The organism is Polaromonas naphthalenivorans CJ2, from assembly GCF_000015505.1.
GTDB classification, from domain to species: domain Bacteria; phylum Pseudomonadota; class Gammaproteobacteria; order Burkholderiales; family Burkholderiaceae_C; genus Polaromonas; species Polaromonas naphthalenivorans.
Map to the genome: position 1 here is coordinate 2,227,540 of NC_008781.1, position 22,117 is coordinate 2,249,656.

At 64.1% G+C, this 22,117-nt stretch carries 20 protein-coding genes; 4 read left to right on the forward strand and 16 right to left on the reverse strand.

Translation table 11 applies throughout. From position 1 onward, the window contains the following. Positions 1 to 37 precede the first annotated feature (37 nt). Positions 38 to 844: an NYN domain-containing protein gene (locus PNAP_RS10490; protein ID WP_011801477.1), complete on the reverse strand. Its 807-nt coding sequence runs from the start codon at positions 842 to 844 to the stop codon at positions 38 to 40. A 151-nt stretch (positions 845 to 995) separates the two neighbouring features. Here PNAP_RS10490 and PNAP_RS10495 point away from each other — a divergent pair, with 151 nt between their 5' ends. From PNAP_RS10495 to PNAP_RS10505, 3 genes are all read left to right on the forward strand, one after another. Further along, positions 996 to 1,907 carry a dienelactone hydrolase family protein gene (locus PNAP_RS10495; RefSeq protein WP_011801478.1) on the forward strand — a complete coding sequence of 304 codons (912 nt, stop codon included), beginning with the start codon at positions 996 to 998 and terminating at the stop codon, positions 1,905 to 1,907. Positions 1,908 to 1,985: 78 nt separating this feature from the next. Continuing rightward, positions 1,986 to 3,092 carry a glycerophosphodiester phosphodiesterase gene (locus PNAP_RS10500; RefSeq protein WP_011801479.1) on the forward strand — a complete coding sequence of 369 codons (1,107 nt, stop codon included), beginning with the start codon at positions 1,986 to 1,988 and terminating at the stop codon, positions 3,090 to 3,092. 405 nt (positions 3,093 to 3,497) lie between these two features. Continuing rightward, the gene (locus tag PNAP_RS10505; protein ID WP_011801480.1) at positions 3,498 to 4,919 is read left to right on the forward strand and encodes an aminotransferase-like domain-containing protein; all 1,422 of its coding nucleotides are present in this window, start codon (positions 3,498 to 3,500) and stop codon (positions 4,917 to 4,919) included. Positions 4,920 to 4,928: 9 nt separating this feature from the next. On the opposite strand, the gene PNAP_RS10510 is transcribed toward PNAP_RS10505, so the two are convergent. The 12 genes from PNAP_RS10510 to PNAP_RS10565 form a co-directional block, all read right to left on the reverse strand. Then, positions 4,929 to 6,218 (reverse strand): c-type cytochrome, encoded by a 1,290-nt coding sequence (locus tag PNAP_RS10510; protein WP_011801481.1) that lies wholly within the window; start codon positions 6,216 to 6,218, stop codon positions 4,929 to 4,931. Continuing rightward, positions 6,215 to 6,940 (reverse strand): c-type cytochrome, encoded by a 726-nt coding sequence (locus tag PNAP_RS10515; RefSeq protein WP_157040400.1) that lies wholly within the window; start codon positions 6,938 to 6,940, stop codon positions 6,215 to 6,217. The genes PNAP_RS10510 and PNAP_RS10515 overlap by 4 nt, the downstream gene beginning before the upstream one ends. Before the next feature lie 125 nt (positions 6,941 to 7,065). Beyond that, a complete protein-coding gene (gene ccoG / locus PNAP_RS10520) occupies positions 7,066 to 8,514 on the reverse strand; it encodes a cytochrome c oxidase accessory protein CcoG (protein WP_011801483.1) in 1,449 nt (482 codons plus the stop codon). Positions 8,515 to 8,548: 34 nt separating this feature from the next. Next, entirely contained in the window at positions 8,549 to 9,517 is a 969-nt protein-coding gene (locus tag PNAP_RS10525) for a Pnap_2097 family protein (protein ID WP_011801484.1), read from the reverse strand. Beyond that, complete coding sequence (locus tag PNAP_RS10530; protein WP_011801485.1) at positions 9,514 to 10,806, reverse strand: MSMEG_0569 family flavin-dependent oxidoreductase; 1,293 nt, start codon at positions 10,804 to 10,806, stop codon at positions 9,514 to 9,516. Before PNAP_RS10530 ends, PNAP_RS10525 begins: the two co-directional genes overlap by 4 nt. Positions 10,807 to 10,862: 56 nt before the next feature. After that, on the reverse strand, positions 10,863 to 11,150 hold the full coding sequence (locus tag PNAP_RS10535; RefSeq protein ID WP_011801486.1) for an MSMEG_0570 family nitrogen starvation response protein: 288 nt from the start codon (positions 11,148 to 11,150) through the stop codon (positions 10,863 to 10,865). Positions 11,151 to 11,193: 43 nt separating this feature from the next. Continuing rightward, positions 11,194 to 12,396, reverse strand: a complete 1,203-nt coding sequence (locus PNAP_RS10540) for an MSMEG_0565 family glycosyltransferase (protein WP_011801487.1) — start codon at positions 12,394 to 12,396, stop codon at positions 11,194 to 11,196. Further along, positions 12,389 to 13,414 (reverse strand): sll0787 family AIR synthase-like protein, encoded by a 1,026-nt coding sequence (locus PNAP_RS10545; RefSeq protein WP_011801488.1) that lies wholly within the window; start codon positions 13,412 to 13,414, stop codon positions 12,389 to 12,391. Before PNAP_RS10545 ends, PNAP_RS10540 begins: the two co-directional genes overlap by 8 nt. Beyond that, positions 13,411 to 13,968, reverse strand: a complete 558-nt coding sequence (locus tag PNAP_RS10550) for an MSMEG_0567/Sll0786 family nitrogen starvation N-acetyltransferase (protein WP_011801489.1) — start codon at positions 13,966 to 13,968, stop codon at positions 13,411 to 13,413. The genes PNAP_RS10545 and PNAP_RS10550 overlap by 4 nt, the downstream gene beginning before the upstream one ends. A gap of 12 nt (positions 13,969 to 13,980) precedes the next feature. Continuing rightward, positions 13,981 to 15,069 (reverse strand): MSMEG_0568 family radical SAM protein, encoded by a 1,089-nt coding sequence (locus PNAP_RS10555; RefSeq protein ID WP_011801490.1) that lies wholly within the window; start codon positions 15,067 to 15,069, stop codon positions 13,981 to 13,983. Next, on the reverse strand, positions 15,032 to 16,093 hold the full coding sequence (locus PNAP_RS10560; RefSeq protein ID WP_011801491.1) for a Nit6803 family nitrilase: 1,062 nt from the start codon (positions 16,091 to 16,093) through the stop codon (positions 15,032 to 15,034). Before PNAP_RS10560 ends, PNAP_RS10555 begins: the two co-directional genes overlap by 38 nt. 14 nt (positions 16,094 to 16,107) lie before the next feature. Next, complete coding sequence (locus PNAP_RS10565; protein WP_011801492.1) at positions 16,108 to 16,590, reverse strand: MSMEG_0572/Sll0783 family nitrogen starvation response protein; 483 nt, start codon at positions 16,588 to 16,590, stop codon at positions 16,108 to 16,110. Between the two features lie 354 nt (positions 16,591 to 16,944). Between PNAP_RS10565 and PNAP_RS10570 the strand changes: the two genes are divergently transcribed. Further along, entirely contained in the window at positions 16,945 to 18,333 is a 1,389-nt protein-coding gene (locus tag PNAP_RS10570; RefSeq protein WP_011801493.1) for an aminotransferase-like domain-containing protein, read from the forward strand. Positions 18,334 to 18,494: 161 nt separating this feature from the next. Here the strand turns inward: PNAP_RS10570 and PNAP_RS10575 are convergent, their stop codons facing one another. The 3 genes from PNAP_RS10575 to PNAP_RS10585 all read right to left on the reverse strand — a co-directional run bounded on the left by PNAP_RS10575 (position 18,495) and on the right by PNAP_RS10585 (position 22,090). Further along, the gene (locus PNAP_RS10575) at positions 18,495 to 19,676 is read right to left on the reverse strand and encodes a benzoate/H(+) symporter BenE family transporter (RefSeq protein WP_011801494.1); all 1,182 of its coding nucleotides are present in this window, start codon (positions 19,674 to 19,676) and stop codon (positions 18,495 to 18,497) included. A gap of 195 nt (positions 19,677 to 19,871) precedes the next feature. Next, positions 19,872 to 21,236 (reverse strand): MFS transporter, encoded by a 1,365-nt coding sequence (locus PNAP_RS10580; protein WP_011801495.1) that lies wholly within the window; start codon positions 21,234 to 21,236, stop codon positions 19,872 to 19,874. Between the two features lie 74 nt (positions 21,237 to 21,310). Continuing rightward, on the reverse strand, positions 21,311 to 22,090 hold the full coding sequence (locus PNAP_RS10585; protein WP_011801496.1) for a 1,6-dihydroxycyclohexa-2,4-diene-1-carboxylate dehydrogenase: 780 nt from the start codon (positions 22,088 to 22,090) through the stop codon (positions 21,311 to 21,313). Positions 22,091 to 22,117 lie beyond the last annotated feature (27 nt).

Sequence of the window (22,117 nt, forward strand, 5' to 3'; positions counted from 1 at the left end):
AGCAGCTATATTTTCGATAGCATCGAACCGACAGGCGTCAGCGCAGCCGAAGCATGGGCTCCGCGTCGTCGCCTTCCCTGACTTCCACCAGCGCATCGAAGGCCTGGCGCATCGCCAGGAAACTGGCGTGGCCGTGCTCCTTCGGGTCAAAGGTCGAATCGAGCCGCTTGATCATCTGCCACAGGGCCGCCTGGCTGACCCACGCATCGCCCTGGGTTTCGGCCAGCAGGCGAATCGCGCGCCTGAAGATGTCCGCCGCCGCGTCATCGTGCAGCGGCTGGGCAGGCTGCGCGGGCTGGATCGCGGGCTGTTGCTGGCTTTCGACCAGGTTCTCGTAATAGCGAAACTCGTGGCAGCTCTTGGCCCAGTGGCGGTTGGTCGATTTGCGGGCGCCGATGCCGATCAGGCTGCGGCCGGCCGCCTTGACCTTTTGCGACACCGGCATGAAGTCGCTGTCGCCGCCGACGATGATGATGGTGCCGATGTGGCCAAAGCGGCCCATGTCCTCCATGGCGTCCAGGCACAGCTTGATGTCGGCGCCGTTCTTGGCCGAGCCGCCCGGCGGGAACAACTGGATCAGCTCGACCGCGCATTGCAGCAGCGCATCGCGGTAGCGGCTGAAATACTGCCAGTTGCAGTAAGCCCGGTTGATGGCAATCGGCCCGAACGACGCGGCCAGTTCAACCACCGCCTGAATGTCGATCAGCGGCTCCTGCACCCGAAAGCGGTTGTCCTGCTTGCTGTAGGCGCCTTCCTGCCGCGCCTCGCACAGGCTGGCATGCAGGTTTTCAAAATCCCAATACAGGGCAACCGAGGGTTGTGATTCGCTGGCGCGCTGGCGCATGGGGTGCCTCTTGAACTCTTGAATAAAGGCGCGATGCTACCGCGCCCGGCTTACATTTGGCCTGCATTCCTTCCAGGGTTTTGCGCCCGCAGGGCCTGTGCGATGCGGGCCGGCGGCGTATGCTGCAGTTTTTAAAAAAAGGGAACGCTCCATGCCGCCACGCCTGACCGCTCAAGACTTCGACCAGGAACTGCTGATCCTGTTTGATGCCTATGTCCACGGTAGCCTGGACCGGCGCGGTTTTCTGGCCCAGGCGCAAAAGTTCGCCAAGGCCGGCATCACAGCCGCCGGCCTGCTGGCCGCGCTGAGCCCCGACTTTGCCGCCGGCCAGCAGGTTCCCAAGGATGACGCGCGGCTGAAAACCGAACGGCTGCGCTATCCCTCGCCCGCCGGCACCGGCAGCGTCAGCGGCTACCTGGCGCGCCCGGCCAGCGCCGGCACCGGCAAACTGCCGGCGGTGCTGGTGATTCACGAAAACCGGGGCCTGAACCCGCACATCGAAGACATCGTGCGCCGCCTGGCGCTGGACGGCTTCATGGCCTTTGCACCCGATGCGCTGACGCCGCTGGGCGGCTACCCCGGCGACGAGGAAAAGGCCCGCACCGCCTTTGCCACGCTGGACCAGGCCAAGGCGCTGGAAGATTTCGTGGCGGCGGCGCAGTGGCTCAAAACCCGCGGCGATGCCACCGGCAAGCTCGGCGCGGTGGGCTTTTGCTACGGCGGCGGCATCGTGCATCTGCTGGCCACGCGCCTGCCCGACCTGAATGCGGGCGTGCCCTTTTACGGCAACACGCCTTCGCCCGCAGAGGCGGCCAAGGTCAAGGCGCCCCTGCTGGTGCAGCAGGCCGCCGTGGACGAGCGCATCAACGCCGCCTGGCCGGCCTATGAAGCCGCGCTGAAGGCGGCGGGCGTGAAGTACGCGGTGTACCAGTACCCGGGCACGCAGCACGGCTTCAACAACGACACCACGCCGCGCTATGACGCGGCAGCCGCCAAACTGGCCTGGGAGCGCACGGTGGTTTTTCTCAAGGCCAGGCTACAGGGCGACTCGGCCAGCACCTGAATCAGCAAGACGGCTGACATGCCGCTGTCACCGTGGCATCCTACGCTGGGCAGACCGATCAACCAGCCCGGGGAACCCATGAAACAGCACCTTTCCATCATCGCAGCGGCCATTGCCTGCGCCAGTTTGCCCGCATGCGCCGGCGACAACGCTGCTGTTGTGGCCCTGGCGCCGCTGCCAGCCCGGCTGGTGATTGGCCACCGGGGCGCCAGCGCCCTGCGGCCCGAACACACGCTCGAAGCCTATGCCAGGGCGATTGAAGACGGCGCCAATGTCATTGAACCCGACCTGGTAAGTACCAGGGACGGGGTGCTGGTGGCGCGCCATGAAAACGAAATTTCCGGCACCACCGACGTGGCCAGCAAGCCGGAGTTTGCCGCGCGCAAGACCACCAAGCTGATCGACAACGTCAGCACCACCGGCTGGTTCACCGAAGACTTCACGCTGGCCGAATTGCAAACCCTGCGCGCCCGGGAACGCATTCCGCTGAACCGCCCGGCCAACACCGCATTCGACGGCCAGTTTCGGGTGCCGACCTTCCAGGCCGTGATGGACCTGGCGAAGGCCAAGACGCGCGAAACCGGCCGCACGATTGCGATTTACCCGGAAACCAAGCACCCCAGCCATTTCAAGTCCATCGGGCTGCCGCTGGAACAACGGCTGGTCGATGCGCTGGACGCCAACGGCTATCGCGGCCAGTCGGCGCCGGTGTTCATCCAGTCGTTTGAAGTGGCCAACCTGAAGGAAATCCGCCAATTGACCGATGTGCGCATCGTGCAGTTGCTGTCGGCCAGCGGCCGGCCCGAGGACTTCCGGCTGGCGGGCGACGCGCGCACCTATGCCGACATCAGCAGCGCTAGCGGGCTGCGCGAGGTCGCCGCTTATGCCAACGGCATCGGCCCCGACAAAGCCATGGTGATTCCGCGCAATGCGCAAAACAGGCTGGGCACGCCGACTTCACTCGTGGCTGACGCGCATGCGGCCGGCCTGGTCGTACACCCCTACACCTTCCGGCCCGAAAACCCTTTTCTGCCGGCAGACCTGCGCCGGGGCAGCACCGCATCGCCAAGTGAACGCGGCGACCTGGCGGCCGAAATCAGCGTCTATCTCCGGGCCGGCATTGACGGCTTTTTCACCGACGACCCGGCCATCGGCCGGGCAGCGCTGGACAGCTTCGCGAAGTAGCGGTGAACGCCATGGCCGGGCGCACGGGCAATGGCGGCAAATTGCTTCTGTTTTAATAGCGCCTTGCGCACGGCTCGCCTGCGTGGAAGGCATAAAACACCTGATTAGCTACCTGCCTCGGACAAGCGCAGCACCCGAAGGGGAAGCGGTTTGGTCTGTACCGCAGCGCGCAGCAGGCGCGGCACCATGGCTGTTTGGTAACCCCGGCCAACAGTGACGGCGACCCGGGCTGGCAAACTATCTGGAAAGGACTCCTCGAACTGGAGTCCTGTGTCATTGGATATCGCATCGGCCAAAAATGTGGGTAACGGCAAGGGCTTTGCCGGGGGATGGTTACTTGATCATCAGCCGGTTTTCTCGCAGACCAGCCTTTGGACGCTGCACGGTCCTGCAACGAGAACAACCATGAAGCGCTATGAAGCACTGGCCAGCGAAATTGCAACTTCCATCCAGACCGGCGTCCTGCGACCCGGTGACCGCCTGCCGTCAGTGCGGCAAGCCAGTGCCAGCCGAGGCGTGAGTCCGTCCACCGTGTTCCAGGCTTACTACCTGCTGGAGGCCAAAGGCCTGGTTCGGGCGCGCGAACGCTCGGGCTACTACGTGGCGCCAGGCGTTCGCCAGTTTCCGCCCGAGCCTGACATGGCCTCAAGGCCGCCCGACGAAGCCGTCGCGCTGAACGTGAGCGAACTGGTGTTCGAGGTGCTGCAGTCCACCATGGCGCGTGACGTGGTGCCTCTGGGTTCAGCCTTTCCCAGCCCTTTGCTGTACCCGCTGGCCCGGCTGGGAAAAGTGATGGCCGCCTGCGTGCAAAAGCTCGATCCGTGGGCCACGGTGGATGACCTGACACCAGGCAATGCCGGGCTGCGGCGGCAAATTGCCCTGCGCTACCTGGCCGACGGGCTGCATGTGCACACCGACGAAATCGTCATCACCAATGGCGCGCTGGAAGCGCTGAACCTGTGCCTGGAAACGGTCACCCGTCCCGGCGATGCGGTGCTGGTCGAGTCGCCCACCTTCTATGCCGCCTTGCAGGCACTCGAGCGGCTCGGGCTCGATGCCATCGAGGTGCCCACGCATCCGCGTGAAGGCATCGAGTTGGCCGCCCTGGAGCATGCCTTGGCGCGGCACCAGCCCAAGGCTTGCTGGCTGATGACCAATTTCCAGAACCCGCTGGGCAGCTTGATGCCCGACAGCAAGAAAAAGGCGCTGGTCGAACTGCTGACGCGCCACCAGGTGCCGCTGATCGAGGACGATGTGTATGGCGAACTGTATTTCGGCGACAAGCGGCCCATGCCCGCCAAGGCCTTCGACACCGAAGGACTGGTCATGCACTGCTCTTCCTTTTCAAAATGCCTGGCGCCGGGCTACCGCATCGGCTGGGCCGCGCCGGGTCGCTTTGCGGGCCGGGTCGCCCGGCAAAAACTCATCACCAACCTGGCCACTTCGGCGCCAGCCCAGGTCACGCTGGCCGCCTACCTCGAAAAAGGGGGCTACGACAAGCACCTGCGCAAGCTGCGGCATACCCTGCAAGCGCAGCAAGCCCAGTTCGCCCAGGCGCTGGGCCACCACTTTCCGCCAGGAACCCGCGCAACGCGACCTGCCGGTGGCTACTTTTTGTGGATAGAGTTGCCCGATCAGGTGAGCGCCCTGGAGATTCACCGCCAGGCCCTGTCGCTGGGCATCAGCGTGGCGCCGGGGCCGATCTTTTCGGCCAAGCAGGGCTTTGCCAACTGCCTGCGCCTGAACTATGGCCATGTGTGGGACGAACGAACGGAACGGGCCGTTGCAACGCTAGGTCAACTGGTTCGAACTCAGAGTAACCGATGAGGGCCTGAATCAATGCCCCTGGTTGGCCCGGATGCGGTTGACTTCTTGCGGCGTGACAGCGCCGGCCTGGTTGCCCCATGAGGTGCGAATGTGGGTGATGACATCGGCGATCTCGCTGTCGCTGAGTACCAGCACGAAAGGCGGCATGCCGAACGGCTTGGGATTGCCAGCCGTGGCTGGCGGGTAACCGCCGCCCAGTACCATTTGCACCAGGTTGGTGGTCGATGTCATGGTCACTGCCCGGTTGCTGGCCAGCGGCGGATAGGCATTGGCAATGCCTTCGCCTTGCGTGCCATGGCACTGGGCGCAATGCTGCTCGTACAGCTTGGCGGTTTTGTTGGTGCCCAGGGACGGCCTGGCAGGGCCGGGCGGAGCGGTTTTTTCAGGCGGCGCGCTTGCGCCCGGAAGCGCCTTGAGGTAACTGGCCATGGCGCCCAGGTCCTGGTTCGTCAGGTGCTGGGTGCTGCGCAAGACCACTTCGGCCATCGGGCCGCTCGCCGAGGTGCCCGGCGCCACGCCGTTTTTGAGCAGGCCCACGATCTGCTCGCGGTCCCAGTGGCTCACGCCGGCTTCGTGCGGTGAGGTCAGCGACGGCGCGTACCAGTTCTGCATCGGGATCAGACCTCCGGCCAAGGCCAGGCTGTTGCGAGTTCCGCCCAGCGCATCGCGCGGTGAATGGCACGCGCTGCAGTGGCCCAGGCCGCTGGTCAGGTAGGCGCCGCGGTTCCATTCGGCATCGCGCCTGGCGTCGGGCTGGTACACGCCGGGCTTGAAGTACAGCGTCCGCCAGACGGCCAGCGCGGCCTGCGACTGGTAGGGAAAGCGCAGCGTGTTCGGCTGATTCGGCTGGTTGACCGCCGGCTGGCTGCGCAGGTAGGCAAACATCGCATCCGAATCCTCGCGCGTCACCTGGGTGTAGCTGGTGTACGGAAACGCCGGATAGAGCAGCCGGCCGTCCTTGGAGCGGCCGTTGTGCAGGGCACGCCAGAAATGCGACGCGGTCCAACTGCCAATGCCGGTGGTAGCGTCGGGCGTGAGGTTGGAGGTGAACACCGTGCCGAACGGCGTGGCAATGCCCAGGCCGCCGGCATAGTTCTGGCCGCCGCGCGCCGTGTGGCACGTCATGCAGTTGCCGGCCACCGTCAGGTATTTGCCACGCGCGATCACGCTGTCGCTGGTCACGAAAGCGACTGGGGCATTCACATCGACTTCGTCGCGCACGTTCAGCGACCAGACCACGGCGGCAGCGCCAACTGCCAGCAGGCCCATGCTGAGTGCCAATTTTAGCATTTTTTTCATTTGTGAGCCTTCGTTCCTGCCATGCCGGGCATACCGGATGCAGGCAGCGATGCGCTGCCGCAGTCGAGCGTGCTGCTTCCTGGCGCCGGAGCCGGCAGCGATGCGGCCGGATGGGTATTGGCTGGAAGCGGCTGGGCGGCAATCCAGCTGGCCACGGCGTTGATGTCTTCCAGGCTCAGGCGGGACACCACGTCCTGCATGCAGTCGGGCGCATGGGCGCGGCGCTGGCCGGCCTTCCAGGCGCCGAGTTGCGCATTAAGGTAGTCGCGCGGCAGCCCGAGCAGGCCCGGAATCTGGGGCGCCACGCCGGTCATGGCCTGGCCGTGGCATTGCACGCAGGCCGGCAGCTTGCGGCTGGCGTCGCCTTGGGTCACCAGCTGCTCGCCCAGGCGCAGCACGGCGGCAGGCGCCTGGCTGGGCAGCGGCGCCGGGTAGGGCACTTCGAGACTTGAAAAATACTGCGCGATTTCCAGCAGATAGGCGTCGCTCAGCGGCTCGATCAGCCCGGTCATCAGGCCATAGTGGCGCCTGCCTTCACGAAAATTGAGCAACTGGTTGTAGAGGTAGCCAGCCGGCTTGCCGGCCAGGCGCGGGTAGTAGCCGTCGGGCGCGGCGCGTCCCTGCGGGCCATGGCAGGCGGTGCAGGCCAGGGTGCGCTGGGCCATCGTGTCTTCGAACGGCGCGGCGGCAACGACGCTCGGGACTGCGCTGGCCAGGAACATGCCCAAGCTTGCCAAGGCCCATGTTGCCAACGTGGGAGCCAGCGTTCCGCCCTTCGGTACAGTACACCGCTTGGCGGCCAAGCCTTCGGCAGAACGCCTGCTCAAGGCTGTTTCCTGGTGCTCGTTCATCGCGGCACCCAAAACGTGCTGTCCTCCATAACCCGAACTTCCTGGCCGTTTTCCGCCAGTTGTGTGACCGCAAAATGGATGGGCAACTTCTGACCGGCCAGGGATGCAGCGGCTGCGCCTGGCAACTTCACGGTCACAGGAACGTAGCGCTCTTCGATGGGCATGAGTTCGAGTCCAGCGGCTTGCGCCAGGGCCAGGCCGTGCGGCCCCTGGACATCAATCCGGTAACGCTGCGCCGTTTCGGTGGCGTTCATGACCTGCAAGCGATAGACATTCTCGGCCACGCCGTTGCCGACCGTGCGGGCCATGACGCCGCGGTCACGGATGACATTCACCCGGAACGGGCTGCGCAGGGACATGCTGGTGACCACCGTGACCGAGACCAGCAGCAAGATGGCGCCATAGACCAGCACCCGGGGGCGCACGATGCGTCGGAGCAGTTCCGAGCGGCTCCAGCCATTGGCCAGGGCGTTTTCCGTTGAATAGCGAATCAAGCCGCGCGGGTAGTTCATCTTGTCCATGACCGAGTCGCACACATCGATGCAGGCTGCGCAGCCGATGCAGTTGCTCTGCAGGCCGTCGCGGATGTCGATGCCGGTCGGGCAGACCTGCACGCACAAGGTGCAATCGATGCAGTCGCCCAGTCCCAGCGCCTTGGCATCGGCAGTTCGCGGGCGCGAGCCGCGCGATTCGCCGCGCGCCTTGTCGTAGCCGATGATGAGCGTGTCGCGGTCGAACATCGCGCCCTGGAACCGTGCGTAAGGACACATGTGCTTGCAGACCTGCTCGCGCAGGTAGCCCGCGTTGCCGTAGGTGAACGTGCCGTAGAACAGCACCCAGAACACCTCCCAGGGGCCGGCGCTCCAGACGGCCGCTGACGCGGCCAGCGTAAGGATGGGCGTGAAGTAGCCAACAAACGTAAAGCCCGTCCACAGGCTGATGGCCAGCCACAGGGTTTGCTTGGCGGCCTTGCGCGCCAGCTTTTGCGCTGACCAGGGCGCCGCGTCCAGCCGCATCCGAGCGATGCGGTCGCCTTCGGTCTTGCGCTCGACCCACATGAAGATTTCGGTGTACACCGTTTGCGGGCAGGCAAAGCCGCACCACAGCCGCCCGGCCACGGCGGTGAAGAAGAACAGCGCCAGCGCCGACACGATCAGCAGCGCGGCCAGGTAGATCAGATCCTGCGGATACAGGGCCAGGCCGAACAGGAAAAAGCGCTGGCCCTCCAGGTCGAACAGCACCGCCTGGCGGCCATTCCATTGCAGCCACGGCAAGCCGTAGAACACAAGCTGCGTGATCCAGACCAGCGCCCAGCGCCAGGCGGCGAACCAGCCGCTGACCGCGCGCGCATAAATCTTGTTCGGTGCCTCATAGGCGAATAGCGAGGCGGCGGCTGCGCCGCTGCCGGCCATGGCGATGGGAATAATTTTTCTGGGCTTGCTCATGGGGGACTCACAAAAGGCGGTGTTGCCTTGTCCCCTACTGTGCCCAACTTCCATCTGATGCGTAAGATGCAGTTGCTTTTAAAAAAACCATATCAGTTGGGGTTGTCAGCGCCTTGCCTTGGGCATAAAGCGGGATGAGCTTGCGCGTGTATACCTCTGCAATGCGCGCGTTGTCGGAGCCGCGCCGCAGTTCAGACCGGTGGCTCAGGTGCATCCCGCCTGAATCGTGAACGCCCAAAGACGTGCGTACCGAGTCGCCAAGATTCATGTTGCCGTAAAAGACCATCTCGCGTTCGATGATCGCGGCGGGTCGGCCCGGCGGCTGGGCATTCACCATCCAGGACCACTCGGCACGGTCCACCACGGCCTGGAACGAGGCGAAGTACAACAGGTCGGCGCCATTGAAGTCGTTATTGGGACACGGCATGAAGACCGATTCGTGCATGCCTGCTCCGCCCTCCCCCGAATGCACGCCAGGAGGCTCACTCCAGGCGCCAGCCCGACGCTCGCGCCCGTGACGCACAAACGCGTCGGCGGCAGTGGCCAGTTCCTGGTCCATGGCGTCGTGGTTGACCTTGGACTCGGTCATCGCGGCACGCACCACACTGCGGTTGTTGCCTGGCTTCTCGCGGCGCACGAAGGCCGAGAGCATCTCCACCCGTGCCCCGCGCTGGCCATGCACCCGCAGGTCATGGCGGCTGTAATGCTGGGCTCGCCCGACCGGCAGGCACTGGCTGGTGATGGAGAAGGCGTCGTGTTCCCCGATCTGCTCCAGCCTGGCATCGCTCAGGCGGACCAGCGTGAATGCCGCATAGACCTTGCGGCCTTGCGCATCGCGGAACTCCGGCTGCTGGCTGCCCTGGGCTTGCGCAATCGCCAGCCAGTGGCGATGCCCGCATTCCTTGAGCAGCCAGTTTTCCGACAGGCCGTTGTAGCAAAGGTTGGGCATGCCGGCGACATAGCGCGCTTCAAGGCAGGCCTGGCGCACAACAGCGGGGGTCATGACAGCAGGACTTCTGCCTGCTCCATGTCGGCCGTTGCTTCAGAGGCGCCGGTGCGCGCCTCGATCTGCTCGGCCAGGTACAGCGCATCACGCGCAATCCCCGAGAAACGCCCCGAACCCCAGGTGTGCAGCCACGGCAGCCCCAGGAAATAGAGCCCGGCCTGGGCGGTGACCCCGCGCACATGGCCGGGTTGGCCGCGGCCATTGAAGACCGGCAAGTCGAGCCAGCCAAAATCGGGCTGAAAGCCAATGCACCAGATGACCGAGGTGATGCCCGCCTCGCGAAGGTTCAAGGTCCGGCGTTCGCCTTGCGGCTGCCACACGGGCTCGTACCGTTCACCCGGGGGCGCGTCGATGCCTGCCTTGGCGATGTACTTGTCGATGGATTCGTTGATGCGGTTGTAGACGCCGTCGGCATGGTCGAGGTTTTCTTGCAGGTTAGCGTCAAATTGCAGCGTCTCGCCCTCCAGGCCTGTCAGCAAGCCATAAAGCGCCATGCCTTCGGCGGCAAACTTGCGCAGATCAATGTCGCGCCCGCCATCGCGGCCGGTCACGTAATGGTTGGTGTTGTCGCGCACGCCTTCGCGCAAGGGGTGCTCATGCACCGGCATGTCGTAGTAGCCCATGTCGGCCAGCCAGTCGACCACATCCTTGCCACGGTAAAAGCGGGCGCAGCGCGGTGCGTTGCCCGTTGCCAGCACGACCTTGCGCCCGGCCAGATGCAGGTCTTCGGCGATCTGCGCGCCGGACTGACCGCAGCCCACGACCAGCACCGTGCCTTCGGGCATGGCTGCCGGGCTGCGGTACTGCTCGGAGTGCAGTTGCAGGATGTCTTTGGACAAACGCTCGGCCATGCGGGGGATGATGGGCTGGTGGTAGCCGCCCGAGGCCACCACGACTTGATCGGCAGTGACTTCGCCTGCCGAGGTGATCACGTTAAAACCATTGGAACCACGCGGCGTCACTCGCTGCACAGCAGCGCCCTGGAGCAACGGAGCGTTCACATGCTGCCTGAAGCCGTCCAGGTAGTCGATGATTTCGCTCTTCTTCATGAAACCATGCGGGTCGGAGCCGGCATAGGGCCAGCCAGGCAAGGCGCATTGCCAGTTGGGCGTGACCAGGCTGAACGCGTCCCAGCGCTGGCTGCGCCAGGCATGCATGGGCGAGTGTTTTTCGATCACCAAATGGTCGATGCTGCGCTGCTGCAGGTAGTAGCTGAGCGACAGCCCGGCTTGTCCGCCGCCGACGATGACGACGCTGTGGTGGGTAGGCTGGGCATGAACGGACATGAAAGACTCCTTGAAAATGAATTGAGGGGGTGAGATGCGGGGAAGAAGGCGGGCGCCTACGCGTGAAAGGCGACGACCTGGACCAGGGCGCTGGGCACGGTCTCGAAGCGTTGGGCGATCTGCTCAAGCTGGGCCAGCTGGTCCATGGCCGAAGAGCAGGCGAAGCCGAACTTCGCACGCACGCGCTCCGAAGCAATGTTCAGCGCTTCGCGCACCTGGGTCATGAACTGCGGCAGCGGGTAGCTGGTGCCGGGCTGAAAGTAGTCCTTGATGACCAATGAGGGCGAGTAGCAGCGGGTCTGCGTGGCATCAGGCCAACGAAGTTCAAAGTGCATGGCAGGCATGGGTGAGTAGCTCCAGATGAAAAATTCAGGGATGGTTTGGGTTCTAAAGCGCTGCGGCGTGACGGCTCAGCGCCGCATGCGCCCTGTACAGGTCCGCATGGCGTGCGGCACTGGCCGGCCAGCCAAAACGCCGGCAAACGGCCGGGGTCTGCGCCAGTGCTTGCCGCCAGGCGGGCGCCAGCGCGCTGCGCATGGCCTGAGCAATGGAGGCAGCGTCCTGCGGGTCGGCCCAGCAGCAGTCCGCGTCTCCCAGGTATTCGGTGAAGGGCGCCATGCGGGACACCACGACCGGCGTACCGCTGGCCAGCGCCTCCAGCACCACCAGGCCAAAGCCTTCTCGCAGGGAGGGCATCACCAGGGCGTCCGCAGCACGAAAGAGCGCTGGCATCTCGGCATCTGCAAGGGGTCCGGTCAGCACCAGTTCCCGCCCCGGCCCGGCCTGCAGCCCGTGGGCTGCTGCCAGGGTCTGGAACTCGCGGGTGTAAGCATCATGGTCCAGCAGGCTCGCGCCTCCAGCAATCACCAGTTGCGCCTGAGCGTGATCAGAGCGCAGTGCGAGAAAGGCCTGCAGGATGCGCAGTGTGTTCTTGCGCTCCTCAATCCCGCCGATCGAGAGAAAAACCGGCGCATCCCGGCCGCCGCGCAAACCCAGGCGCCGGGCCAGTTGCGCATCTGTCGTGTCACGTTGCCGGGTGTACCGCGTGCAGTCCACGCCGTTATGCACCAGCGCCGCATCGATGCCATGGGCGCGCCGCAGGACATCGCGCCACAGCTGGCTCACGCACAGCACCTGTTGCGCGGCCAGATAGCCGCGCTGCTGCCATGCCATCAAACGCGCATCGTCGAAATTATCGAGATGGTGGACGGTGCGCACAAAGCCGTCAATGAGGCTTTGCTCCTGCAGATCGGCCAGGGCATTGGCGCCGATCGGGTCTTGCGCATGCAGCACATCAAACTGTTCATGCGCAAGCAGCGTGGACAGGTGGCGCTTGAAGGCCTCGATGCGCGAATTCACCATGCCTGCCATGCCTGGGGAGGCCTGGTCCACGGGTAGCAGTTGCAGCCGGCAATGCACCGGGCGAAACATGCGCTGGCCCGCCATGGCCGGTGCCATCACCGTCACCTCATGGCCCGCCCGGTGCAGCGCCTGCGCCAGCTCCAGGGTATGCACCACACCGCCGCGCGGATTGACCGAGTGCGTCAGCAGGCCGATTTTCAGGGCTTGGGGCATTCCGCGTTCATGCATTGCCAGGCTCCTGCGCCGGGCGTGCCCGGATGAAAGGCTGGGCGGCAACGTCCCACAGCAAAGAAGTTTCCTGGCCTTGGCGCAGCCAGACCTGCGGTGCGGCGCTGACCTCCCCCACATCGGCACAGGCAATGCCACGGGCGTGGAAACGTGCGACGACCTCGTCGGCGACTTCGGGCCGCACGCTGAGCACAAAGCCAAAACTGGGGAAGGACTGCAACCAGCGCAGCAGGGGCACGCCCAGGGGCCGAGGGATGGCTTCGATGTCAATCATCGCGCCCACTTCGGAACACTCCAGCAGCATCAGCGCGGTGCCCACCGCGCCGGCCATGCTGATGTCCTTGGCGGCGTTGCACAAACCGTCCTCGGCGAGGATTGGCAGCAATTCCAGGTCGGCGCGCAAGCGTTCGGCCGGGGCGCTGGTGGAGGCATCCCAGTACGGATTGGGTTCCTGGTAAGCGCCCCGCAGGTCGATGGCCATCAGCAAGCGGTGGCCTGGCAGGGCATCGAAGCTGGTCAGCAGCTTGCGCGCCCGGCCCAGGATGGCCACCGCCAGCTGGCCGTGGTCGCTGCGGTGGTTGGTATGGCCGCCGACGATGGGCACGCCGTAGCGCCGCGAGGCTTCGGCCATGCCGACCATCACCTGCTCGCTCGTGCCCGCGCCCTGGCTCCAGATGGCATCGACCACGGCGATGGGCCGCCCGCCCATGGCGTAGATGTCGCTCACGTTGACCATCACGCCGCAGTAGCCGGCAAACCAGGGCATGCGCTGCACGAAATCATCGACAAAGCCCTCGATGGCGAACAGCAGATAACCATCACCGTCGCGAATCGCGGCGCAGTCGTCGCCCAGCGCGACGGCCTGGTCCCGCTGATGCGTCGCATCGGGCAAGGCGCGGGACAGCACGCGCATGGCATCACCAATGTCGCGTTTGTGCGCAAAGCCGCGCCCGGCCACCAGGGCGGCCGTCAATGCCGGGAGCGGTAGCAGATGGAGATGGAGATGGAGATGGCTCATGCGACGCTCCGGCGAGGCACCGGGTAACCCGAGATCGGGTCGTAGCAGGGCGGATAGTGGACCAGGTCGGCCTGCATCAGGTCGTGCGGCCGTCCATGCAAGCTCTCTTGCTTGAGCGCCTGCCAGTGCAGGCGTTTGAACAGAGGGGTGTTCTGGCTTTGCACATGGGCCAGGAAGATGCGGCAACCGCGAGCGTGCGCGCTGCTGACGGCCAGGCGGATCAGGGTGGCGCCGATCCTTCCGTGTTGCCGAAACGCCGCATCCACCGCCAGCCGCGAACCCCACCACAGGCCCGGCTCTTCGCTGTGGATGCGAACCGTGCCAACGACCTGGTCGGGCATGCCGCCGAGCTGAGACACCGCCACCAGTGTCTTGGCCTGCGTATCAATCGCGTCGAGGTCGTCGCCGGCAAAGACTTGTTGTTCGTCGCAAAACACGTCCCGCCGCAAGCGCCGGGCTTGCGTGATTTCCCACGCACTGTCAGCCCATTTGACGCGGAATTCGCAGGGACGGTAGTCTTGCGACAGTTCGCAGAGTGTTTCAGTGCTCAGCATGATGGCATCTCCTTAAGCAGCAGCGGTTTCGTAAACCGACAGGGACGAGCAGGCGCCGCACTTGCCGCACCCGGCCTTGATGTCGTTGGCGCGCAGACCGGCCCTGGCGACCATGGCCCCGAGCGGCTCCAGCAAGGCCTTCATGAAGTCTGCGGGTGGGGCCGGATGGTCTTCAAGGGGGGTGCCGCTGATGGGCACAAAGGGCACCACGAAGGGATAGACACCCAAAGCCAGCAGCTGCCCGGAGATCGACAGGATGGCTTCGGGCGTGTCGCCCAGTCCGGCCAGGATGTAGGTGCTGACCTGGCCACGGCCAAACACACGCACCGAGGCCTCGAACGCCGCCATGTAGCGGCTGATCGGCACCGTGGCCTTACCCGGCATGATGCGCGCGCGCAATTCCGGCGTGACCACCTCCAGGTGCATGCCCAAGGTGTCGATGCCTGCATCGCGCATGCGCTGGAACCAGCGGTCGTCGTCGGGTGGCTCGCATTGGGCCTGCAGCGGCAGGTCCACTGCGGCCCTGATGGCCAGGGCGCTTTCACACAGCACCTGCGCACCGCGGTCGGTGGCGTTGGGCGTGCCCGTGGTCATCACCATGTGCTTGACGCCGTCCAGCCGCACTGCGGCTGCGGCCACTTCGGCCAGTTGCGCCGGCGTCTTGTGGGCGATGGTGCGACCGGCCGCGAGTGACTGGCCAATCGCGCAAAACTGGCAGGTTTTTTTGCGGCTCTCGTAGCGGATGCAGTTTTGCAGCACCGTGGTGGCCAGCACGTCCGCGCCGTGCAAGGTGGCGATGTGCGAGTACGGAATGCCTTCGAGCGTCTTCAATTCATAAAAGTGCGGCGACCTGGGAAAGGCGATCTGTGCAATCGGGATCGTGCCGCGCAGCAGCGCGCTGCGCCCCTGGGCGTCCGGCGCCTGCGCGACAAACGGCGAATTCCAGGCGCTTGAGGTGTGGACCGGCACCATGATGGTGTGCCCGTCCACCGTGACGGCCTTGTGGTCCGAAGGGCCGGCACCGCCCTTGCGGCTGGCCACGCCGCCATTCGGAGCACCAGGGTCAGCCAGCCGCAGTCCGAAGGATTGCAGCTCGGTCATCAGTTGCCGGTTCGCGGCCGAAGGTGCGTGGCTGGGCTGGTGGGTACTCATGGTCGGGACTCCTTGAAGTGGAAAGAGAAGGGCTTGCGTGCATGGGACGCATGGTTTGGGCAGGCTCGGCGTTGATTGCCAGGCTCAGCAGTTCGGGCCGGGCGTAGTGGCCCACTGAATCCATCATGCGTTTGCGCTTGGTGATCAGCGCCATGTCAAGGTCGGCGATCACCATGCCTTCGCCTTCGGTCAGGGGCGCTGCCAGGTGCTTGCCTTCGGGCGAGATGATGGCGGTGTGGCAGCCGCCGCGCAGGGCCTTTTGCAGGCTCTGGTCGGGGGTGATGGATTCAATCTGCGCATCGGTCAGCCAGCCCGTGGCGTTGACCACGAAGCAACCCGATTCCAGCGCATGGTGGCGGATGGCGACTTCCATCTGGTCGGCAAAGATCGGCCCGACCAGCGAGCCTGGAAACTGCGCACAGTGGATTTCCTCATGCTGCGCCATCAGGCTGTAGCGCGCCAGCGGGTTGTAATGCTCCCAGCAGGCCAGCGCACCGACGCGGCCGACAGCCGTGTCGGCCACCTTCAGCCCGGCGCCATCGCCCATGCCCCAGACCATGCGCTCGTGGTAAGTGGGCGTTATCTTGCGGCGCTTGAGGACCAGGCTGCCATCGGCGTCAAAGACCAGCTGGGTGTTGTACAGGCTGCCATGGTCACGCTCGTTGACGCCCACCACCACGACCACGCCATGTGCCTTTGCCCGCTCGGCCACCGCCGCTGTCACCGGGCCGGGCACCACCACCGCATGCTCATACAGGCGCAGGTGGGCGGGGCCTTGCTGAACGGGCGGAACGACAAAGGAGAAGTAGGGGTAGTAGGGCAGGAAGGTCTCGGGGAAGACCACCAGCTGCGCTCCCTGGGCTGCCGCGTCGTCGATGGCACTGCACACGCGGTCCAGCGTGCCTTGCGGGCGCTCCAGGTCGGGCGCGATCTGCACAGCGGCCGCGCGCACTATACGGGGTGTGGACGTCATTTTGCGGCTCCGCCTTACAGCGTCCAGGTGTCGAGAATGACCGCGCCCTGCTTGCGGTGCAGCAGCATCAGGTCCAGCACGTCCAGCGGGCTGATCGGCGTGATACCCGGAATCAAGGCGCCCTCCCCGTGGCCGTACAGCGCCTGCAGCGCGAAGCGGCACGCATAGACCTTGCCGCCTTCGGCCATGAACTTGGTGATCTGGTTGTTGAGGTTCTGGTGGCCAGGAAAGGCTTCATCACCCAGTTTGGGAAAGCCGCGCTGCACGCCAAGCGTGACGCCCGGGCCGTACAACAGAATCGAGGTCTCATAGCCCTTGCGCTGGAGCCGGGTGGCTTGCAGCAGGTTGACGAAACCGATGGAGCCTTCAAACGCCACGGTATGGAAAGTGACCAGGGCCTTGTCGCCCGGCTCGGCTTTCACGTCCTCAAAGACTTTTTCTTCGTAATCGACAAGGAAGTCGCCTTTGACATTGGCGGGTTGGGTGACTTTAGGCATGGTTTAACTCCAGTGGATGAGATGAAAGGGATTGCTTGCGCCTTGGTATTTCGCATGATGTGTGCCATGCAAATAGGCGCCTGATGCAATCAAGCTGCAATCAATCAAGCGCGGCGCTTCCAGAGCACTTGTAAAAAATTCTCAGCGGCTCAAAACCAGCCGTTTGATGGCCGAAAATGCACCGAATTGAGACTGTCTCGATGCAATCAATGCACCCGATAAACAGGTGAAATGCACCAAGAAAGGAAACCTCTCCAACCCATCACGGGCATGCTTCATGCATGACTTTTGAATCCTTGAATGCAATCAAGCCATGCAATCAAGTTCCGAATCAGGTCACCCAGGAAATTTTTCATGAACAAAACGACGCAGCACTGGACCAAGAAACTCGCCCGAAGCGACCGGCCCGCCTATCTGCTGCTGGCTGACCTGATCGCTGAAGATATTCGTGCCGGGCGGCTGGCAGCGCGCGATCGACTGCCCACGCTGCGTGAACTGGCCGCCGACCTGGGTCTCAACTACACCACGGTGGCCCGTGGCTACAGCGAGGCGCGCAAACGTGGGTTGATCGATTCCCACGCCGGCATTGGCACCTATATTCGCGGAACCAGTCCCAGCCTGCCGCTGCGCGGTGGCAGCGGGGCGGAAATGACCATGAACCTGCCACCGGAGCCGCAAGACACCGTGCTGCTGCAGCGCATGCACGACACGGCGGCACGCATGCTGGAGCGCACCGATCTCTATGACCTGCTGCGCTACCAGGACTTCGGCGGCACCGGGCACGACCGCGAGGTGGGAACCCAGTGGCTGCGCCGCCACGTACCGCATGCAAGCCTCAGTCAGGTCCTCGTGTGCCCCGGCATCCACAGTGTGCTGACCGCACTGTTTTCTCAACTGGCCCGGCCGGGCGAAATGATCTGTGTGGAGGCGCTCACTTACCCTGGCGTCAAGGCGATTGCCACGCAGTTGGGCATCCAGCTCCATGCACTGCCATTGGACGACGATGGCCCCTTGGCCGAGGCCTTTGAGCATGCCTGCAAGACACTGCATCCCAAAGCCTTGTACTGCAACCCCACGCTGCTCAACCCGACCACGACCACCATGACCCGTTCGCGCCGGGAGGCGCTGGCCGATGTGGCCTTGCGTTATGCCATCCCCATCATCGAAGACGATGCCTACGGGATGCTGCCCCGGCAGGTGCCGCCGGCAATGGCTACTTTGGCGCCAGAGCTTACCTACTACATCACCGGCTTTTCCAAATGCTTCGGCGCGGGCCTGCGCAGCGCTTATGTGCATTCCCCTGGAAGCCGGCAGTCGCAGCGGCTCGCAGGCGCGTTGCGCGCCACCACCGTGATGGCTTCACCGGTGACCAATGCACTGGCGACCTGCTGGGTGGAAGACGGCACGGCCGACGCCATGGTGGAGGCGATTCGCATTGAGTCCGCTGCCCGTCAGGCGCTGGCTGCGCGCTATCTGGGTCCGCATGGAATGCAGGCGCCGACCGATGGTTTTCACCTCTGGTTGCCGCTCACTTCAGGCTGGAGCCCGGTGGAGTTCGCGTCCTACCTGCGCACCCAAGGCGTCGGCGTGGTCGCGAGTGCCGCCTTTTCCACAGACGCAGACCCGCCCGATGCGGTGCGTATCTGCCTGGGTGGCCCGATCTCACGCGAAGAGTGTGAGCGCGGCCTCAAATTGGTCGCCGAGACGATTGCCCACCCGGTTCATCCGCACGCGACGGTGTGAACCTCAAAGCGTATGGCCGGGAGATTGAAAATGTTTTTGACATAAAAAGACAAGCCTCTGTTTGTTCGTTATGACAACAACAGCATTTCTCTGCTGTTGCGCTCCCATCATGCGAACCAAAGCAGGACGAAAGAGATTGAAGATCCTGCGTCAGGCCATCATCAAAGCCTCGCCTTCGCGGGAAGAAACCATTGCTTATGCAGCAGCAAATAGGCTAGCGCGCCAATGACCACTCCCCAGAACGCCGACCCCAGGCCCCAGAACGTCATGCCCGACGCTGTGGCCAAGAAGGTGATGATCGAGGCCTCCCGGTGATCGGCTTCGTTCATTGCACCGGCCAGACTACCCCCAATCGCGCCCACCAGGGCCAGTCCGGCCAGCACCGCGATCAGCGCTTTGGGCAAGGCTGCAAAAAACAAGATGATGGTGCCGGCAAAGCAGCCGCCCACCAGGTAAAACACGCCGTTGGCAATGCCTGCCACATAGCGTTTTGTGGCGTCTTCATGCGCGTCCTTGCCAGTGCAAAGCGCCGCCGTGATGGCCGCAATCACAATCGTGATGCCGCCGAAAAATGCCACGCCCAGCGAGGCCAGGCTGGTCGTGATGATGATGGGACGGGCCGGCGTGCTGTAGCCCGAACTGCGCAAGATGGCCATGCCCGGCAAGAACTGCCCCGTCACGCTGACCAGCACCAGCGGCAGCGCCAGGCTCAGGGTTGCGCCCCAGGTCCACTCGGGTGTGATGAACACCGGGCTGGCCAGAGTGAATGTCACGCCGGCCAGGCTCACGCCCTCCAGGGCCACCGCCAGCACCAGACTGATCACCAGCAAAATCACCAGGCAATAGCGCGGCAGCAAGCGCCTGAAGAGCAAATAAGTGCCCATCATGCAAAAGGTGATGAGCGGCATCGCTGTGACCGCTTGAAACGCGCCGACGCCAAACTGGAACAAAATGCCCGCCATCATGGCGCTGGCAATGCCTTTGGGGATGGCCTGCACCAGCTTGTCAAAATAACCGGACACGCCAATGATGAAAATAATGACCGCCGACACCAGGTAAGCCCCGACGGCCTGCCCGAGCGTGATGGCGGGGAACAAGGTCACCAGCAAGGCCGTGCCCGGTGCGGACCAGGCCGTCACGACCGGCACCTTGAGCCACCAGCTCAGCAAGATGCCCGACACCCCTGCCCCGATTGAAATGGCCCAGACCCAGGACGACATCATTTCCGCGGAGACATGGGCACTTTGGCCGGCCTGGAAAAATATCACCAGCGGACCGGCATAGGAAATCAGCACGGCCAGGAATCCAGCCGTGACGGCTGACAGGGAAAAGTCTTTTTTCATGAACAAGCATTCCTTGGAGCGAAATCACCCTGATGTGTCATCACAGCGCTCAAGGCGCCCGACAGTTTTTTTGCTACCAAATTCATAGCTTCTTGCGCATAGCAGGCGTGCGCTAGAGGCCTGTTTGATGCTAAAAAGCTGTTTACGGGTTGAAACGAATGCGCTCTGGCTCACAAGAACCGGAGCGCTTGCTTCCTACTTGCCCGCCATCGCTGAAGCCGCAGGCGTCAGCACGCTCACGCTGTCATGGCTGGCCGAGGCGGAGCGGCGGTGGTTGATCATCGACGCGGCAATCATCGCGATCACGGCGGGAATGGCAATGGCCATGAAGTTTTGCTCCAGCGGCAGCGACATGCCCACCAGCGTGCCGATCACGATCGGCGCCAGGATGGCGCCACTGCGGCCCACGCCCGACGCCCAGCCGATGCCGGTCGAACGGATCGCCATCGGGTAGAACTGGCCGGCATAGGCATAGGTGACGATCTGCGTGCCAATCGTCGATGCGCCGGCCAGCCCGACCAGCAGGAACAGCACTTCGGTCGGCACCTTGTAGCCCAGCAGCGTGATCGACACCGCCGCCAGCGCGTACATGCCCACCAGCACATACTTGATGTGGAAGCGGTCAGCCAGCCAGCCGCCGCCGACCGCGCCGATCATGGCGCCGAAGTTGAGCACCAGCACAAAGGTCAGCGCAGAGCCCAGGCTGTAGCCGGCGCTCGCCATCAGCTTGGTCAGCCACGAGCTGAGGGCATAGACCATGAACAGGCACATGAAGAAGGTGACCCAGAACATCACGGTGCTGAAACCCCGGCCATCCTGGAACAGCTTGCCAATCGGAGCGCCTTCGGCCTTGTCTGCCGAGGGCAGCGCGAAGCGGTCATCGGATTGGGGCCGGTAGCCAGGAGACATCTGCGAGACGATGTTCTTCAGTTCGTCGAGCCGGTTTTCCTTGATCAGGAAGGGCATCGACTCGGGCATCGACTTCAGCACGAACGGGATCAAAATCACCGGCAAACCGGCGGCCAGGAAGACGGACGACCAGCCGTAGGCTTCGATCAGCCCCTTGCCCAGCAAGGCGGCCAGCATGCCGCCCACGGCATAGCCGCTGAACATCAGCGTGACCATGGTGGCGCGAATCTTCTTCGGTGAATACTCGGTCATCTGCGCCACGACGTTGGGCATGACGCCGCCTATGCCCAGGCCCGCCAGGAAGCGCATCGCGCTGAAGGTGTAGGGGTTGTCGGTAAAGCCCGCTGCGGCGGTGAACACGCTGAAGAGGAAGATGCAGATCGCGATGGCCTTGCGCCGGCCGATCCTGTCGGCGATGGTGCCCAGAAAGATGGCGCCGAACATCATGCCGAACAGGGCCGAGCTGACCATGAAGCCGGCGTTCTGGGCGGTGACGCCCATCTCCTTCATGATCGAGGGCAGCGCGATGCCGGCCACCGCCAGGTCGTAGCCGTCAAAGATGATGATCAGGGCGCACCACAACAGCACCTTGCCGTGAAAGCCATTGAATCTGGCCTCGTCGGACAGCTTGTGAACGTCAATTTGTCGCATGGTATTTGTCTCGCTTTTATGGATAGGGACAGGACAGGATTCGTGGCGTCCTGTTTATGGTGGTAAAAATGGCCTCAGCCGAGGTCGCCGCCGCCCACCGGCATCGTGACGCCGGTGATGTAGGACGCCTCGTCGGAGGCAAGGAACAAGATGGCGCTGACCTGCTCGTCAATCGTGCCGTAGCGCTTCATCAGGCTCGAAGCAATGGTCTGATCGACGATTTGCTGGTACCAGACTTTTTCCTGCTCGGTCTGCTCGGCGGTGTTGCGCGGAATGCGGCGCGGCGGCGCCTCGGTGCCGCCCGTGGCGACCGCATTGACACGCACGCCACGCTCGGCTGTCTCCATCGCCAGGCAGGCCGTCAGGGCATTGACGCCGCCCTTGGCCGCACCGTAAGGCACGCGGTTGACGCCGCGCGTGGCAATCGACGACACGTTGACAATCGCGCCGCTGGCCTGCGCCAGCATGTGCGGCAGCGCCGCATGGCAGCACCACAGGGTCGGGAACAGCGAGCGGCGCACTTCGGCCTCGATCTCGTCCACCTGGTAATGCTCGAAAGGCTTGGCCCAGATGGTGCCGCCGACGTTGTTGATGAGGATGTCGAGCCGGCCAAAGCGCAGGGCGGCCGATTGCATGACCTGCTGGCAATCGACGCTTTTTTCCATGTCCGCCGTCAGCGCGAGCACTTCGGCGGACGTAGCTAGCAGTTCATCGCGCAGCTCATAGACCAGCTCAGAGCGATCGACCAGCACCAGTCGGGCGCCCTCGGCCGCCATGCGCAAGGCCACGCTGCGGCCAATGCCCTGGGCCGCGCCGGTGACCACCGCGACCTTGTTGTGAAAACGTGGATTCATGATGAGGACTTAAAAAGAGCCCGCAAC